Here is a 16,678-nt window from a genome sequence, read left to right on the forward strand (position 1 = left end):
AGGTTACAGACCAAGAGCTTGATACTATCGCAATCGAACGAAATTCTTTTCATGGTGAGTGGAACTATATTATCAAACCCAAAGTAGTCAGTTAATTGTTCAAGTTATTTTTACATAACTCCTAAGTCTCTAGCGTCAGCTTTTGTAACAAAACTGCTATCGTCCGGTGCAAACGTTTATTATGCTGCATACATTAATAACAGTACATTTGTACAGGTTAAAAATAATCTTATAATCTAGCATCTTTCACCAATTATTGCTACTCTTAAAGCAGTAAATTACTATTTATTCACAATTTTCTGTCTGAAGCCTAAACTTCATCCTATGCTTATTGAATTTAGTGTCGGGAACTACAGATCGTTTAAAGAGCAAGTCACCTTTAGTATGGTGGCAGCAAACCTTGTCACAAAAGACAAAAAGCTCGACGAAAGCAACGTTTTTGAAATAGATAATGATTTAAAACTACTTAAAAGCGCCGCAATATACGGCGCGAATGCTAGTGGTAAAAGTAATTTGGCTACAGCTTTAGGTTTCATGAGATGGTTCATGATTAATTCTTCTAAAGAGACTCAAAGCACGGAAAAAATAGGTGTTGAGCGATTTAAACTCAGCACTGAAACCGAAGAAAAACCATCTTTTTTTGAAATTGTATTTTTAATGAATGGCAAGAGATATAGATATGGTTTTGAGGCAACTATTGAGAAAGTTATCTCGGAATGGTTATTTTATGTCCCTAAATCAAAAGAAACTAAACTTTTTGAGCGCAAACTGGACAAGATTAGTGTTTCTAAAACATATAAAGGTGATGGTATTCAACAGAAAACAAGACATAATGCCCTTTTCTTGTCTGTATCTGCTCAATTTAATGTCCAGATTGCAGAGAAAATTTTGGATTGGTTGGCAAACAGAGTCAAACTTGTTTCTGGCTTAGATGATAGTGGCTATCAAGGATACACAGTTAATTGTTTAACGAATAATAAAAATAAAGATGAAATTTTTCAGTTGCTCAAAAAATTAGATTTCGGATTTGCCGATGTAAAAGTAGAGGAAAGTGAAATTACGGCTGATTCTTTTCCTAGAGAATTGCCAGATGAAATAAAGAACTTCATCATAAAAAATGGTAGTAGAAAAGTAATATCAGTTCAAACTATGCACCAGAAATTTGATGGGAAAGGAAATCCTGTATCTACAGAGATATTTGATTTAGATGAGCAAGAGTCTGAAGGAACTCAAAAAGTTTTTGCTTTGGCAGGGCCTCTTGTTGATACACTGAAAAACGGTAAAATCTTAATTATTGATGAATTCGATGCTAGAATTCATGCTTTAATTAGCCGTGCAATTGTGGAATTATTTAATTCCAATGAAACTAATCCAAATAATGCTCAGTTAATATTTATGACTCACGATACTAATTTGCTTAACAATAAGCTTTTTCGTAGGGATCAGATTTGGTTTACTGAAAAGAATAGATATGGTGCAACAGATTTATACTCTTTAGCAGAATACAAGATACCTGACGATGCGCCATTTGAAAGTGATTATATTCAAGGTAGATATGGCGCAATTCCATATATTGGGAATTTGAATCATCTAATCGACTCTCATGGCTAGAAAAAAAGCAAACTCTCGTGGATATTCACCGAGAAAAGTTAATACTAGGGAAGTCAAGCAGAGATTCTTAATTGTATGTGAAGGAGCGAAAACTGAACCTAACTACTTTAGAAGTTTTCGTGTTCCTAAGAATGTCGTTCAAATAGACGTGCAGGGTTTAGGAGAGAATCCCAGCAAACTAGTTCAAAGTGCCAAGGAACTGAGTAAGCAAGAAGACTACGATCAAGTTTGGTGTGTATTTGATCGTGATTCTTGGACTACAGAAGATTTTAATAACGCTATTCAAAATGCTAAAGATCAAGGGTTTAAAGTGGCTTATTCTAATGAAGCATTTGAATTATGGTATGTTCTGCATTTTGAATTTCTCAATACTGGTATTCCTCGAAGTGATTATTTGGGAAGTTAACTTATTTATTTGGTAAAACATATCAGAAGAATAGCGAAACTATTTATGATGAGCTATTTGAGAGACAAGCTATTGCTATTAAAAATGCTGAAAATCTTCTTAAACAATATGTTCCTCATATTCCAGCCAAAGACAATCCATCAACAACGGTACATTTATTAGTACAGGAACTCAATAAGTTTATTCGCTAAAGAGATGCTGAGTAGCTAGACAACTTTACGCCCATTGAGAACCGAAAGGGCAGACGCTATGACTATGCTGTAACCTCTACTTGATGAGTTTCCACAGCGAACGGTAAAGCAAGTTCTCAACGAACTTTAAGCAAGCTGCGATCGCAAACCTGCATTCTTATTCGACAACTTTGCTTTGTATAGCTTTGGGTAGGTATTGGCGATCGCTTAATCTTAAATTAAAATGGAAAAAACCCAGATGCTCTATCAAAACCGGGTTTTTAAGTAATTGTTAATTTATTTCTGAGCAGTACAACAGGGCAATAAAGGCTTATTTACAACTTCTTTAATGTCTACTGAATTTAAAAAATCTTCCCAATATTTCTGAACTTCAGGATCGTTAGGACGCTGGCGGCGTAAATTAGCTAAAGTTCTCAGAGCATCTTCCCAAAATCCGGCTGTGGCGAATAAAACTGCCCGATCTAAGTCTGTGTTTGGTTGGTTTAGCTGAAGAGATAGGTTTTCATCTTGCGATCGCACAATTGTACCTTCTACATAAGAGTCTTTATCACGGTTATTAGGATCGCAAATCATCGAAAAAGTCCAATTGTACTCTTTACCGATTTGTAGAGATGGCCGATCGACAGGTACATTCACACTAACAATACCATTCTGCCCAACAGGTTTGAAAGTTCCCTTATATAACGGGTCAATGCTATCACCATCCCGCAAAACAAATTCTAGTGCTTGCACTGTTGTCGAGGTTTGAGGAACGTAGAAAAAGAATGTGGGACGTTCTGCTGTAGTGCGTTGAGCTTCCTTATCTGTTGGTGTCAGGGGAATAAGATATTGTCCAGTTTGAAAGCAACTTCCTCGCGTTCCTGCTGACCTTACTCTACCAGGTCTACCAGGGACAAAGGCGATCCGATTTCTACCGCGTTGAATGTAACTTGTAACATTTCTAATTGCAGAAGTAGCATATCTATCTCCAGGACGTAGCCGCTCTGCTTGCTGAAAATTCAATAAAGCTTTTCTATAGTTTCTCCGTTTGGTTTCGTTATAACCAAACTGCATATATTGGGTGTAAGCAGATTTTGCTTGTGCCAGTTGGTAAACTGACTCTGTTGCCAAAACCTGAGTTATGCTTACAGGCTCGAAGGGCAGAAATGCTAAAGCAGCAAGCAGATAACTTGCCCAATATCTATATCTCATGATGTTTATGTTTACTTGTAGTACATTGTTTGGGTATATATAATACAATAGCCTAAGCTTTACAGTGGCAAGACTTTATGTGTGCTACTTTCTGGGAAGGCTGAGGTAGTATTGTAATTTTTTTTCACAACAAAATTCCCAACTTTTTTCATAAGTTGGGAATCTTAACCTTTGGATTTTCAGTAGTCTAAAGTTGATAGACTATTAGCTTTTGCCTATTCCTTAATAGACATCTGGTGAAATTAAAGATGCGTTATCCAGAACACCTTGTAAAGACGTAGTACTGTTACGTCTCTACATTATTTCTCACTTATATTTTTAATGAGGTACAGCCAATTGTTCATCGGCTACCTGAACATGATCGGCAACAATTTTGCGGAATGCATCACCTTCAATTGTTTCCTGTTCTGCTAGCAAATCTACTAAACGCTCCAAAACTACGCGGTTTTCTTCCAACAGTTCTTTGGCCTTAATGTAGGAATTGCTAACAATTTCGCGCACTTGTGAATCAATTTTGGCAGCAATTTCTTCAGAATAGTCTGATTTATTCATCCAGTCGCGTCCTAAAAATACCTCTCCACTCTGATTTTCCAAGGACAATGGGCCTAATTCTGACATCCCAAAGCGTGTCACCATCTGCCGCGCCATCCCTGTAACGTGTTGTAAGTCATTGCTTGCACCTGTGGTCACTTCTGGCTTCCCAAAAACGATTTCCTCGGCCGCGCGACCACCCAAAGTAGCAGTAATCCTCGATTTGAGTTGGGAACGGGAAATTAACCCCTGTTCTTCGTTGGGAGTAAACCAAGTTAATCCCAGTGCTTGTCCCCGTGGAATCAATGTAACTTTCTGCACAGGATCGTGGTCTTTGAGCAATGTGCCTACTAAAGCGTGTCCAACTTCATGATAGGCAATCAAGCGCTTGCTCTTGCTGTCTACTAAGGCGGTACCTTCCATACCTGCAACAACTCGGTCTACAGCAGCATCAATTTCTAAAAGAGTGACGGCTTCTTTCCGTCTTCTAGCGGTGAGAATAGCGGCTTCGTTGAGTAAGTTAGCTAAATCTGCGCCGGTAAAACCAGGAGTGCGGCGAGCGATCGCTTCTAATGATACGCTAGGATCGATTTTCTTATTCCGCGCGTGGACTTGCAAAATTTCTAGTCGCCCTTTGAGATCGGGTGGATCGACCATTACTTGTCTGTCAAAGCGTCCCGGTCTGAGTAAGGCTGTATCTAAAACATCTGGGCGGTTTGTGGCAGCAATAATAATGATGCCTGTGTTACCTTCAAAACCATCCATTTCGGTGAGCAGTTGGTTGAGGGTTTGTTCGCGCTCGTCGTTACCACCACCGATCCCAGCACCCCGTTGTCTGCCTACTGCGTCAATTTCATCGATAAATATTAGACAAGGGGCATTATCTTTAGCTTTCTTGAAAAGATCGCGCACGCGAGATGCACCCACACCTACGAACATTTCCACAAATTCTGAACCGGAAATACTGAAGAATGGGACACCGGCTTCACCTGCGATCGCTTTTGCTAGTAAAGTTTTACCAGTACCAGGAGGGCCAATTAACAGCACTCCTTTGGGAATACGTGCGCCTACAGCGGTAAATCTTTCCGGCTGTTTCAGGAAAGTCACAACTTCTTCGAGTTCTTCTTTAGCTTCTTCAACCCCGGCGACATCTTCAAATTTCACTCCAGTTTTTGCCTCCATCTGGAAGCGAGCTTTGGATTTACCGAAATTCATCGCTTGGCTAGAAGCATTAGTAGAGCGTCGGAGGAACAATAGCATTAAAGCTACCAGTGGCAAAATCCACATCAAATTAATCAACAGTCCAACAGCAGCTCGACTGTTCGCAGAGGAAACTTCGCCAAAATCAACATTCTTGTCTTTGAGAATGTTGACTAACTCTGTATTTTGCGCCAAAAGTCTCACCTGTTGCGGTGGTGTATTATCTTTTTGTCCCTTAAGATAAACCTTTGCTAGCTGTTCGGTTTCGTCAAGCTCTACTTTCTCGACTTCTCCCGCCTTCACTTTCTCGATCAAGTCACCATAATTTAGCGAGGTGGTTTCTGCTTTTTGTGCCATGACAGGAGTACTTCCGAAAATTCCTGGCAACATAACCAAACTAGCAGCAATTGCACCAACCCAAGCAACGCGCTTTGAGGACTGCCTTTTTATCAATGCTTTTTTTCCCGAATTTGTCATAATAATTACCCTTTGTCTGCTGGCACAAGTTAAGCGCTGGTTTTATGCCTATTCTTCTATCAAAAATTGTAATAACTGGAAATTACACTTTTCTTATCTAGTCTAACTTCCTCACAAAAGCATTCCCAAGTTTCTTCAGGCTATTACAGTTGAGCAAGGGTTATCTAGTATGCAGCTCTTAAGACTGGGCATTTGGTACAAGAGGCAGAGGGGAAAGACTTACTGCTACTTCTCCTCGGTCACTGAGCGTAGCCGTTGGCGCAGCCTCTCGTAGAGAAGTGCTGCTCCCCTGCCTCTTGTGCCCAATCCCCAGTAGATATTAATTTGACACATTCCAGCACAAATCGCTAAGATAAACATAGTCATAACGATTCCGCTTTTTAAGAAATCTGACGATAGTAGCTAGTTAATAGTTTATGGGTTAATTATGGTGAAAATTATTGGCATTGGTGGTAGTTTAAGACCTAACTCTTATACCCAGCTTGCTTTAGAAGTCGCAGCGCAAAGGGTTGAAGCTGTAGGTGCAGAGGTAGAAATTCTCGATTTACGGCAGTTGCAGTTACCATTTTGCACTGGCGCAAAGGAGTATCCAGAGTATCCAGATGTTCAGAGGTTGCAAGAAACAGTTAGTCAGGCTGATGGGTTAATTTTAGCTACACCTGAGTATCATGGTGGGGTTAGTGGTGTCCTAAAAAATGCTCTGGACTTAATGAGCTTCGATCAACTCTCTGATAAAGTAGCAGGATTTATTAGTGTTTTGGGTGGTCAATCTAATAGCAACGCTCTAAACGAACTACGGTTAATTACCAGATGGGTGCATTGTTGGTCTATCCCTGAACAAATTGCGATCGGACAAGCTTGGGGTGCATTCAGTCCTGAAGGCAAACTAGTAGATGAGAAACTCTCTCAAAGATTCGATCAATTTGCTCAAAGTTTAGTTGATAACACTCGCAAGCTGCGGGGCGTGAATTAATTGTAGGGTGGGTCTAGCTTTGCCCACCCTCGTCAACTCAAAACTTAATGATGATGGTGGTGATGATGGCCATCTCCAGCAAGTTGGGGATTAACTGCCAAAGGTTGCTCTGACAACAACTCTGCTATATGAGCATCAGCCCATTGCGCCACCATTGCCAAAAATTCTGGGCGATCGTTGACGCAAGCCATTTGCACGTAGTTCGTGCCAGGATTCTGTTTTTCCAAAGCATGGATGATATGGTGTACATCCAATAGAGTTTCGTGGTTTTCTGTGGCAAAGCCAATTGGCATAAAGATCACTACTTTCGCACCCAACTGAATCAGGTTATTTGCAGCTTGCTCTGCATTTGGCTGCGTCCAATCAATTAAGGGTGTGTCATGATTGAGCCAACCCACGGAGATTAACGGATAGCGGTTAATCAACTTATCCCGAACTAAATCGTACATTGCTTCACTTTCGGCAATCCCAGAAGTAAAGCCTTTAGCTTTGTGGGGACAGCCGTGATTCATTAAGACAATACCGATTTGAGAAGGTAGATAAGCACCTGCTAACTCAGCAATTTTTTCCTCAACCAGATGAGCCATTAAATCGATGTAGGCTGGTTCGTTGAAGAAAGAAGGAATGTAGCGCTGTGCTTTAACCCAGTGTTCTTCACCATCAGTCAACTCAACGAGAGCATTATTAACTTGCTCGATCGCAATACCACTGGTAAAAATAGAATCAACAACCAGCAGTGGGTAAATTAGCAGCTTCTCAAAGCCTTGGTTTTTGATTTCTGCCAAGACTTGATTAGGTAGGAAAGGGGCGCAGAAGTTGAAAGCCTTGAAAACTTGAACCTTATCGCCCCATTTTTCTTGTAAATTCTTCTCAATCCCAGCCCGTTGCTGTTCAAAGATGGCATTGTGTGGGGAGATAAAATCGTGGTGTGTGTGTCCCCACTCATGGCGGTCAAATAGGGCCAAAAGCTTTGCCAGAGGCGGATAAATCCAGGTTGGTACTGGTGCAAATTTTGCTGTCAGCAGATTTAAAGCCTGTTCGTTATAGTTGGCGAAATCTTCGTAGCTTTCGACTTCGCCGTAGCCCATAAGCAATACGGCTACACGGTCTTTACCTGATAGATGCTCGTGGGTATGTTGTACTTTTTCCGGCGTGGCAACCACAATTAGTTCCTCAATATAACCAGAGTGCAGAGAATAAAATAAGGGAATAGCTTACACATTTCCCTTCCCTTACTTGTAACTTATTATCCCATCCAGGGGGATATGATAGGTGGGAAAATCAAAATAATACATCAAAAGACATACTTTGATTGTTACTGCATATATAAAAACACTCTAATTAATGGAATTTAAGTCTGGAGCTACACGAGCTTGTCGAGCTTTCCAAGACATAATTTACTCATCACTGTAGTATTATTCAAGGAACAGGTTTATTTGTAGGGTAGCACAGCTAGCTGTGCTACCCTAAATTGGGATATTTTTTCACTGGAAGTCCCTAAACTGCCTCTTTTGAAAGGGAATTTAGGAATATATAAAAATTTCAAAGGCTAAATGAGTAATTAAAAAACACGTTTTAGCAGTCTAATTGCTAGACAAAGCAGGTTAGCTGAAAAAAGCATTTAGTAGACCTAAAAAATTAGTAACGGCACAATAAAACCAGATCGGGCAAATAAAGATAAATTAGGCTAAAACTTTCTTCGTTATTGCCTTCTATCTCCTGCATTTTACTTTATCCTAACTACAAATATTTACGCTGACTTACTTGTTTTCCGTCTTTATGTATTAGCTTTAGTCGTGAGTGTTACATATATTCATTGCAAATAGTAGAGCCAGTCTTGTATGATTTATTTCAATATTTTTTTGAACTGAGACTTTTCAAATAGATTACATGCAAAACAATTCAAACATTGAGCGCGGAGAGTTACAAAAATAGTGGCAGATTTAACTAATGTTCTCTCAATTGCGGTAGGTGCAGTTCCTGGAGCGCTGTCTCGGTTTTACATCACAGAATGGACAAAAGCTAAATTGGGGACAAAATTTCCTTATGGAACATTTGTCATTAATCTGACTGGATGTTTAGCGATGGGTTTCTTTTTCACAATTTCTAAAGGAATTACAGGCTATCCATCAGAACTGGATTTACTAATTAGGACTGGATTTTTAGGTTCTTACACCACATTTTCAACCTATGGCTTTGATACTCTGACTCTATGGCGTAGCAAACAAAAGACTGCGACGGTCTTTTATTGGGCGGGGAGTGCAGTTCTAGGTTTGGGAGCGGTGATTTTAGGAGTTGCGATCGCCAAGCTTTTTGTAAAGTAATTTGCTCAAGTAATAAAAAAGGTTGGGATATACTTGAGAGCAAATTTGAAAAAGACCTTTACAAAAAACTACGTAAATTTTTTTAGGTTAAAAACAATGAATTTTGTGAAAGGACGTTATTCCCTAGCTGTGGCGATCGGGGCAGTTTTTGGAGCATTGAGCCGTTTTTATGTTACCGAATTTGCAAAAGCTATTTTTGGAAAAGATTTTGGCTTTTACGGCACATTCTTTATTAATGTGACTGGCTGTTTAGTGATTGCTTATATTTTAACTTTAGCAGCCGAGAATATTCGGATCATCTCGCCGGAACTTCGCCTGATGACAACAACGGGTTTCTGCGGTGCATATACTACTTTTTCAACCTATGGCTTGGAATCAAGAAACTTCTTGGATAAGGGCGATATCACAATGCTCCTAATTTATTTGGTTGGCAGTGCGATCGCAGGAATGATTGGCATCCAAATCGGTGTTTTATTGGCAAGATCGAGCGTTCAGAGATATTAAATTAAGTTATATAAATTTTAGATATGCAAGCTAGATGTAGTTTAGCTTAACAAAGCAAATTCAGACTTTGGAATTGAAATTAGCGATCGCCTTCGGCGGGTGGGTACGCCATCGCACTAAGGGATGATACAAATCATCATTCCTGCATCTGAATAGTTCAGACTAAATTATGTAATTTTACGATTAATGAGTTTTATTTACTACTACTTTTTACTTAAAATACTCCCTTCATCTACACGTTATATTTTAGTAAAGGTGAATAGTTAATAGACCCTTGTAGTAGGTTTAAGTTATTAATAATTTTGAACCTGCCACGCACAGACAAATGAGCATCATTATTTGCCCTGGAATCCACGATCCAGACTTCACCCAATCTTTTGTATCGGGATGGTTAGATATTTCTAATGGCTCAATTACTTCTAATCCCGCAAATATACTGGTTTATCCGGGTAAAGATTTTTTGGTTTTATCAGCATTTCACATTTTGCAGTTTTTGCGCGTTAGCGTAGATCGCCGCAGGGATCGCTTGGGCGATCGGCTAAAATCACCAATTATATTTATTAGCTTTAGTGCTGGCGTAGTCGGGGCAATAGGGGCAGCACATTTGTGGCAACTCTTGGGTGGTCGTGTCAAAGCGTTTATTGCTATAGATGGATGGGGAGTACCATTACAGGGAAATTTCCCTATTCATAGGATGAGTCATGATTATTTCACTCATTGGAGTTCGTGTTTGCTAGGTTGTGGGCAAAATAACTTTTATGCAGAGCCAGCAGTGGATCATTTGTCCATTTGGAAATCTTCCCAAACTGTACAAGGCTGTTGGGTAGATTCGTCCATTGAGATTATTCCACCCAAAGGTCGTCTGACAGCAGCTGAGTTTTTGCTTATGCTGTTAAAGCACTATGAAGCAAATTAATCCGGACAATGGAGTAAGCAAACAGGAGTTAGGAGTGAGGAGTGATGAAGGGAAAAGGTTACAGGTGACAGTCAAGAAAAACTATACCCCATGCCCCATGCCCCATGCCCTATATCCCATCTACCCAAAAAAGTATCTAAATGTTTCCAACTGAACCGGCTGCTGTTAATAACGGGTTTAGCGCACTGCTAAAAAACCGTGGTTTTATGCTCCTGTGGATTGGGCAAGTGGTATCCCAGTTAGCAGATAAGGTCTTCTTTGTTTTAATGATTGCTCTGTTAGAGAACTACTCACCGCTTCCTGGGTTGGCACAAAACTCGATGTACTCAACCTTGATGCTATCGTTTACAATACCAGCAATTTTGTTCGGCTCTGCCGGTGGTATCTTTGTTGACCGCTTGCCAAAAAAGCTGATTATGGTCGGCTCAGATGTCGTGCGGGGAATAATGACCCTGTGTCTTCCCTTGTTACCGCGAGAGTTCCTGATTCTGTTAATCCTGACTTTTGCCATTTCCACAGTGACGCAGTTTTTTGCACCAGCTGAACAAGCAGCGATTCCCTTGTTGGTGAAGCGAGAGAATTTGTTGGCAGCCAATGCGCTGTTTAGCAGCACGATGATGGGAGCTTTAATTGTTGGTTTTGCAATAGGAGAGCCAATTTTGAGTTTGGCGAAAAGCTTGATGGGAGCAGAATACGGTCAAGAGATTGTAGTTGGTGGATTATACATATTATCAGCTGCGATCATGCAGCCAATTAAGTTTAAAGAACCCAAACTCTCAAAAGAGCATCAAGCATCAAATAACCCTTGGGTTGAATTCACTGAGAGCTTGCGCTATCTCAAGAAAAACCGTTTGATATTGAATGCCATGCTGCAACTGACAACATTATATTGTGTGTTTGCAGCCTTAACAGTGCTGACAATTCAATTAGCCGAAGAGTTTGGTCTTAAAGAAAAACAGTTTGGCTTTTTCTTAGCAGCAGCAGGGGTAGGTATGGTCTTTGGTGCGGCGATTTTAGGTCACTGGGGTGATAAATTGCATCACAAGCCCCTACCTTTAATTGGATTTTTGATGATAGCACTAGTTTTAGGGGTGTTCACTTTTACGCACAACTTATTACTGGCGCTAGGACTCTGTGCATTTTTGGGTGTAGGTGCTTCCCTAATTGGCGTACCCATGCAAACTTTAATTCAACAACAAACACCACCTACCATGCACGGTAAAGTATTTGGCTTTCAAAATCATGCAGTCAACATCGCTCTGGCCTTACCTCTGGCGATTACTGGGCCATTAACTGATGCTCTGGGCTTGCGATTTGTGCTGGTAGCAATGAGTATTGTTGTCGTAGTTGTCGGTGTTTGGGCTTGGAAAAATACTCGCAATGTCTTGCAAGACGTAATTTAATTAATGTAGGCTAATAATCTAGCTTTATATCTAATATATAAAATTCTCAGAATTTAATTGGACTTTTCCATTAAAATGAAATCTTAACTACAGAATTCAGCATTAACTTTAGCTATAGTCTGAGGTTTGACCGTGCGATCGCTTTCCCCAATTAGTCTCCCACAAATCGAGAATCACAAACAGTCTCGTGCTTCTAGTCCGCCAGTCGTGCCCAAACGTGCATCTGGCGGTTTTGCTCTCCTTGACAGCCTTCATCGCCACGGCGTTGATTATATTTTTGGTTATCCTGGTGGGGCAATTCTACCAATTTACGATGACCTATATAAGGTGGAAGCAACTGGTGCTATGAAGCACATTCTCGTGAGACACGAGCAAGGCGCAGCCCACGCTGCTGATGGTTATGCCCGTGCTACAGGCAAAGTAGGAGTATGCTTTGGTACTTCTGGGCCAGGAGCAACTAACTTGGTGACAGGCATCGCCACCGCCTACATGGATTCAATCCCGATGATTGTGGTTACAGGACAGGTAGCACGTCCGTCGATTGGTACAGATGCGTTTCAGGAAACTGATATTTACGGGATTACCCTACCAATTGTGAAGCACTCTTATGTGGTGCGCGATCCCAAAGATATGGCGCGAATTGTCGCCGAAGCATTCCACATCGCTAGCACTGGGCGTCCGGGGCCAGTTTTGATTGATGTCCCTAAAGATGTGGCTTTAGAAGAATTTGACTATGTACCTGTAAAACCAGGTTCAGTCAAGTTACGCGGTTATCGTCCCACAGTGAAGGGAAATCCCCGGCAGATTCATGCCGCGATTCAGTTGATTACTGAAAGTCGCCGTCCCCTATTGTATGTGGGTGGTGGTGCGATCGCCGCTGGTGCTCATGAAGAAATCAAACAACTAGCTGAATTATTCGATATCCCTGTCACCACAACCTTAATGGGGATCGGTGCCTTTGACGAACATCATCCCCTAGCTTTGGGAATGTTGGGGATGCACGGCACTGCTTACGCTAACTTCGCTGTTAGTGATTGTGACTTACTGATTTGCGTCGGCGCTAGATTTGACGATCGCGTTACAGGCAAGTTAGACGAATTCGCCTCCCGCGCCAAAGTAATTCACATCGACATCGATCCGGCAGAAGTCGGCAAAAACCGCATTCCTGAAGTGCCCATCGTCGGCGATGTGCGGAACGTGTTAGTAGACTTGTTGCGTCGCTGCAAAGAAGCAGGGATTAAGGCTACACCAAATCAAAACCAAGAGTGGCTGAATCTAATTAACCGTTGGCGCGAAGAGTATCCTCTCATCGTGCCGCATCATGCCGACAGCATTTCACCCCAAGAAGTGATTGTAGAAGTCAATAGCCAAGCACCCAACGCTTTCTACACCACAGATGTCGGACAACATCAAATGTGGGCAGCACAATTCCTGAAGAATGGCCCAAGGCGCTGGATTTCTAGTGCTGGTTTGGGAACAATGGGTTTTGGCTTACCTGCGGCTATGGGCGCGAAAGTGGCGTTTCCTGATGAAGAAGTCATCTGTATAAGCGGTGATGCTAGTTTCCAAATGTGTTTACAGGAACTAGGAACAATTTCACAGTATGGCATAAATGTCAAGACAATAATTCTCAATAACGGCTGGCAAGGGATGGTGCGCCAGTGGCAGCAAGCCTTCTATGGTGAGCGTTACTCATGCTCCGACATGGAAGTAGGGATGCCAAACGTAGAGTTATTGGGAAAAGCTTATGGCATTAAAGGCATGATAATCAGCGATCGCAGTCAATTAAAAGATGCGATCGCCGAAATGCTAGCACACAAAGGCCCAGTAATCTTAAATGTCCACGTCACCAGAGACGAAAACTGCTATCCAATGGTAGCTCCTGGTAAGAGCAACGCTCAAATGGTCGGCTTGCAGAAGCAACCGCCAAAAGCAGCAGCAGAGCCAGTGTATTGTAGCAACTGCAATGCCAAAAATGCTCCCACTCACAATTTTTGCGCTGAGTGTGGGACAAAGCTGTAACGCTTTTTGATAATTCAGACTAAAGAGATAGGGGAGCAAGGAGAAGGGGAGCAAGATGCAAAAATTCCCCTAATTCTTGCCCCCTTTCCTCTTACGTAGGTATCCCTTAATCTTCCTGATGAGGTTAAGGTAAAAAGATATTTTCTAAGTAATTCACTAAATCGCTTTGACTGTTGGAATCTAACAGCGCCTTAGCTAATTCTTCTAATTGAGTAATCGATAATGTGCAAATCTGCTGTTATATTTCTGTTTTAATTGCAGCAAAGCGTTCTAAAAACTACTTATCAAACTTAGGTTTTATTAAGAATTCATATACTTTTTGCTTTATTTAGTTAAATACGCGAGTGAGAGTTGATTTTAGATAAATCAGTTTTTTTTAAATTTCAGTAACATTCCTCTTCTATTAAAAAGTTAAATATAAATACAATATTAAAAGTTGTGCTGGTTTAGTTGATTAAAAAACTCAATTATTCCAGGTGTATCTATTTGCTAACTTTATTTCAGGCAGATTCAGTAGTCTTAAAATAACTGCTCTGTTTCTTTTACAAAAGAGAGTTTAGCTTCCTATTGATTGAGAAAATTAGATTCTTGTTAGCGAATTAATGTACTAAGCATTAATAGTCTGTTCATTTGAAATCGCTGTGTTCAACTTTATTGGACAACAGCGTCATGATTTCTATGGGAAAATTGCAGTTTTATTTCTAACTGAGAACAAACACAACTTCTTTAAGCTTTGAATATTTATCAACCCATTTTACCAATCCCTATGCAACAATATATTTCTCATTTGCTCGTACTGGTATTAGGAACAAGTTCAACTTTCCTCGTTACTCCATCTCAAGCTCAAACTCCGGTAAAAACCAACAGTCAAAATCCTGAGAATGTTACTTCCATATCTTCAAGTTCATCTTCGGCTACCCAATTGAGCGATCTTACCAATTCTACTAATAGCAAACCACCTCTTCTTTCTGAGGTAACTAATAACTCTTCTGCTACTAATGCCAATATAACAGCAAATAAACCTCGTCCACGGGTTCCTATATTCAGCAGAATTTTTCCCACACCTTCGATGCAGCAATAATTAGCGGTTAAACATTTAGTTTACTTGCTTGGGTCGATCGAAATTTGCATTCATACATTTTGACCTCTCTCCTAAAAGGAGAGAGGCTTTGAGTTTTACTCTCTAATGCTTGTAGGGAAGGGCTGTTTTTGTTAGCTATATATTGGACTCAACTGAGAACCATTATATATATGAGGCATACTCTGATTTGCTTTATGCTTGCAGCTGACAGAGCATTAAGCCAAACCATTGATTTGGATCTCTCCACACATGAAGAGGTAATAAACCTTGTGCAGTTAGTTGCTGTTTGATAATATCAAGGTCAAATTTGCGGGAAATTTCGGTGAGGATAGTCTCACCTAGTGCAAAATTAACCTTAAGATTGAGAGCGCGTAATTCTACAATTTGCGATCGCAAGCTGCGTAAATGCATTTCTATTTGATGCTCGCTTTCATTGTAAAATGCTTGGTGTTCAAACTGAGTGGTGTCAAAATTCCCCTCAAACCGCTGATTTAAATGTTCCAGCATATTGAGGTTAAATGCAGCTGTCACTCCTTGGCTGTCGTTATAAGCTGGTTCTAAAATCTGTTTTGGCTTTCGTAAATCTATCCCCAATAAAAAATACTCACCTGCTTGTAGAGCATTGGTAATTTGAGAGAAGAACACATCACATTCATCAGGGGTAAGATTACCTAAACTGCTACCAATAAAACAAATCATCCGACTGGGTAATTGCGTCGGTAGAAGTTTTGCAAGGGCTAATTCATAGGTTGCCGCTAGTGCATAAACTTGGAGTAAAGGATAATCTTCTAATAACTGCTTGGCACTACTTTCCAACATACCTGCACATACATCAATTGGCAGGTAATGCAGAGGATAGCCTAGTTGCTGGTAGGCATCTAGTAAAATGCGGGTTTTACTAGAACTACCACTGCCAAGTTCTACCAATTCACAAACGCCAGTTATCTTGGCAATTTCAACAGCATACTGCTGTAAAATCGTTGTTTCTGTGCGTGTGAGATAATATTCTGGTAAATCGCAGATTTGCTCAAACAGATCGGAACCACGGTCATCATAAAAGTAACAAGGGGGTAGAGATTTAGGTGTTTGAGTTAATCCTTTGACTACATCACTCCCAGCACTAGGTGCAACTATTTGAGTCGCTCCTATCAAACGCTCTATTTGCAAGCGTTTTTCAACGCTGCTTTGAGAAGTAACCTTACTGTTAACAGCTTTAGATATCGACATGAAACCTCCGTTTGCTTGGCGTAATAGGTTACTTTGATAGCAGACCTTTACTCCAATCAGTGAAACACATAGCCATAGTTAATAAAATCATGCTTGAGCAATATAGCTCAAGCTTTAAAGCTATTTTTCAGCATTTTCCCATTAAAATAGTAGCAAGTAAGTGCCTAAGTGCTATGTTCTCGCAGCGATAAAGATTCGATATAGGCAATATGCCCCAAGTACCAGCAAATAGCAGATCAAGTTAGAATGAGGTTGACTAAAGAATGTGGCTTCGTCCATATCTTGGAATAGCGCAAAAGTTTTCGAGCGATATTTATCGTAGGCTGGAGAAATAGCCTCTTTCATACTAGATTTGCTCAATTTGAATCTCACAGTTTGCTCCCACACTAATGAAACTCTGGACGATGAGTGAGTGTTCTGATTTATATAGAATATGTTCCAAAGAAATAGGCGAACCGAGGTAAGCAAGTAAACGGCACATTATGAAGATTCCAACTTCACTCTAGTCATTTGAAAGCTTAAAAACTTGAGTGCATATTTTCAGATGCCCCTGTATTGCATCATCCCAGGTGGGGTAGAAGTTCCTTTTTCCATCCATTACCCCACCCATGACCAAAGTTT

The 16,678-nt window shown here is 40.6% G+C and carries 15 protein-coding genes and 1 pseudogene; 8 read left to right on the plus strand and 8 right to left on the minus strand.

Annotation, left to right across the window (positions count from 1 at the left end; genetic code table 11):
- The first annotated feature begins 324 nt into the window (after window positions 1-324).
- Both AC1F2U_RS33530 and AC1F2U_RS33535 read left to right on the plus strand, forming a co-directional pair.
- Entirely contained in the window at window positions 325-1,611 is a 1,287-nt protein-coding gene (locus AC1F2U_RS33530) for an AAA family ATPase (protein ID WP_480265065.1), read from the plus strand.
- On the plus strand, window positions 1,604-2,017 hold the full coding sequence (locus tag AC1F2U_RS33535; protein ID WP_480265066.1) for an RloB family protein: 414 nt from the start codon (window positions 1,604-1,606) through the stop codon (window positions 2,015-2,017). Before AC1F2U_RS33530 ends, AC1F2U_RS33535 begins: the two co-directional genes overlap by 8 nt.
- Before the next feature lie 467 nt (window positions 2,018-2,484).
- Here the strand turns inward: AC1F2U_RS33535 and AC1F2U_RS33540 are convergent, their stop codons facing one another.
- From AC1F2U_RS33540 to AC1F2U_RS33550, 3 genes are all read right to left on the minus strand, one after another.
- Complete coding sequence (locus tag AC1F2U_RS33540; protein ID WP_480265067.1) at window positions 2,485-3,399, minus strand: DUF928 domain-containing protein; 915 nt, start codon at window positions 3,397-3,399, stop codon at window positions 2,485-2,487.
- A gap of 318 nt (window positions 3,400-3,717) precedes the next feature.
- Window positions 3,718-5,607 carry an ATP-dependent zinc metalloprotease FtsH gene (gene ftsH, locus AC1F2U_RS33545; RefSeq protein WP_480265068.1) on the minus strand — a complete coding sequence of 630 codons (1,890 nt, stop codon included), beginning with the start codon at window positions 5,605-5,607 and terminating at the stop codon, window positions 3,718-3,720.
- A 225-nt stretch (window positions 5,608-5,832) separates the two neighbouring features.
- Window positions 5,833-5,973 (minus strand): hypothetical protein, encoded by a 141-nt coding sequence (locus tag AC1F2U_RS33550; RefSeq protein WP_480265069.1) that lies wholly within the window; start codon window positions 5,971-5,973, stop codon window positions 5,833-5,835.
- A 61-nt stretch (window positions 5,974-6,034) separates the two neighbouring features.
- On the opposite strand from AC1F2U_RS33550, the gene AC1F2U_RS33555 reads away from it, so the two are divergent.
- Window positions 6,035-6,580, plus strand: coding sequence for an NADPH-dependent FMN reductase (locus AC1F2U_RS33555; protein ID WP_094353353.1), 546 nt, complete (start codon window positions 6,035-6,037; stop codon window positions 6,578-6,580).
- Between the two features lie 44 nt (window positions 6,581-6,624).
- Here AC1F2U_RS33555 and AC1F2U_RS33560 read toward each other — a convergent pair whose 3' ends face one another.
- The gene (locus AC1F2U_RS33560) at window positions 6,625-7,743 is read right to left on the minus strand and encodes a ferrochelatase (protein ID WP_480265070.1); all 1,119 of its coding nucleotides are present in this window, start codon (window positions 7,741-7,743) and stop codon (window positions 6,625-6,627) included.
- A gap of 771 nt (window positions 7,744-8,514) precedes the next feature.
- Here AC1F2U_RS33560 and crcB (AC1F2U_RS33565) point away from each other — a divergent pair.
- The 5 genes from crcB (AC1F2U_RS33565) (at window position 8,515) to ilvB (ending at window position 13,749) form a co-directional block, all read left to right on the plus strand.
- Entirely contained in the window at window positions 8,515-8,904 is a 390-nt protein-coding gene (crcB, locus tag AC1F2U_RS33565; protein WP_416211683.1) for a fluoride efflux transporter CrcB, read from the plus strand.
- 96 nt (window positions 8,905-9,000) lie between these two features.
- Window positions 9,001-9,408: a fluoride efflux transporter CrcB gene (crcB, locus tag AC1F2U_RS33570; protein ID WP_480265071.1), complete on the plus strand. Its 408-nt coding sequence runs from the start codon at window positions 9,001-9,003 to the stop codon at window positions 9,406-9,408.
- A 325-nt stretch (window positions 9,409-9,733) separates the two neighbouring features.
- The gene (locus tag AC1F2U_RS33575; protein WP_480265072.1) at window positions 9,734-10,324 is read left to right on the plus strand and encodes a hypothetical protein; all 591 of its coding nucleotides are present in this window, start codon (window positions 9,734-9,736) and stop codon (window positions 10,322-10,324) included.
- Between the two features lie 140 nt (window positions 10,325-10,464).
- Complete coding sequence (locus AC1F2U_RS33580) at window positions 10,465-11,727, plus strand: MFS transporter (protein WP_480265073.1); 1,263 nt, start codon at window positions 10,465-10,467, stop codon at window positions 11,725-11,727.
- Window positions 11,728-11,853: 126 nt separating this feature from the next.
- A complete protein-coding gene (gene ilvB / locus AC1F2U_RS33585) occupies window positions 11,854-13,749 on the plus strand; it encodes a biosynthetic-type acetolactate synthase large subunit (protein ID WP_480265074.1) in 1,896 nt (631 codons plus the stop codon).
- A gap of 124 nt (window positions 13,750-13,873) precedes the next feature.
- Here the strand turns inward: ilvB and AC1F2U_RS33590 are convergent, their stop codons facing one another.
- The 4 genes and pseudogenes from AC1F2U_RS33590 to AC1F2U_RS33605 all read right to left on the minus strand — a co-directional run.
- Entirely contained in the window at window positions 13,874-13,981 is a 108-nt protein-coding gene (locus AC1F2U_RS33590) for a DUF4351 domain-containing protein (RefSeq protein WP_480265077.1), read from the minus strand.
- Window positions 13,982-14,616: 635 nt separating this feature from the next.
- Window positions 14,617-14,811 (minus strand): hypothetical protein, encoded by a 195-nt coding sequence (locus AC1F2U_RS33595; RefSeq protein WP_480265075.1) that lies wholly within the window; start codon window positions 14,809-14,811, stop codon window positions 14,617-14,619.
- 211 nt (window positions 14,812-15,022) lie between these two features.
- Entirely contained in the window at window positions 15,023-16,057 is a 1,035-nt protein-coding gene (gene egtD / locus AC1F2U_RS33600; protein ID WP_480265076.1) for an L-histidine N(alpha)-methyltransferase, read from the minus strand.
- Window positions 16,058-16,448: 391 nt separating this feature from the next.
- A pseudogene (locus tag AC1F2U_RS33605) lies at window positions 16,449-16,538 on the minus strand (ergothioneine biosynthesis protein EgtC); the annotation flags it as partial.
- Window positions 16,539-16,678 lie beyond the last annotated feature (140 nt).

The organism is Nostoc sp. LEGE 12454 (assembly GCF_056620565.1).

Excerpts from the sequence above, each read along its gene's own strand:
- AC1F2U_RS33530 (WP_480265065.1), top strand. The coding sequence starts at position 325 with ATGCTTATTGAATTTAGTGTCGGGAACTACAGATCGTTTAAAGAGCAA.
- AC1F2U_RS33535 (WP_480265066.1), top strand. The coding sequence starts at position 1,604 with ATGGCTAGAAAAAAAGCAAACTCTCGTGGATATTCACCGAGAAAAGTT.
- AC1F2U_RS33540 (WP_480265067.1), bottom strand. The coding sequence starts at position 3,399 with ATGAGATATAGATATTGGGCAAGTTATCTGCTTGCTGCTTTAGCATTT.
- ftsH (WP_480265068.1), bottom strand. The coding sequence starts at position 5,607 with ATGACAAATTCGGGAAAAAAAGCATTGATAAAAAGGCAGTCCTCAAAG.
- AC1F2U_RS33550 (WP_480265069.1), bottom strand. The coding sequence starts at position 5,973 with ATGACTATGTTTATCTTAGCGATTTGTGCTGGAATGTGTCAAATTAAT.
- AC1F2U_RS33555 (WP_094353353.1), top strand. The coding sequence starts at position 6,035 with ATGGTGAAAATTATTGGCATTGGTGGTAGTTTAAGACCTAACTCTTAT.
- crcB (WP_480265071.1), top strand. The coding sequence starts at position 9,001 with ATGAATTTTGTGAAAGGACGTTATTCCCTAGCTGTGGCGATCGGGGCA.
- AC1F2U_RS33575 (WP_480265072.1), top strand. The coding sequence starts at position 9,734 with ATGAGCATCATTATTTGCCCTGGAATCCACGATCCAGACTTCACCCAA.
- AC1F2U_RS33580 (WP_480265073.1), top strand. The coding sequence starts at position 10,465 with ATGTTTCCAACTGAACCGGCTGCTGTTAATAACGGGTTTAGCGCACTG.
- egtD (WP_480265076.1), bottom strand. The coding sequence starts at position 16,057 with ATGTCGATATCTAAAGCTGTTAACAGTAAGGTTACTTCTCAAAGCAGC.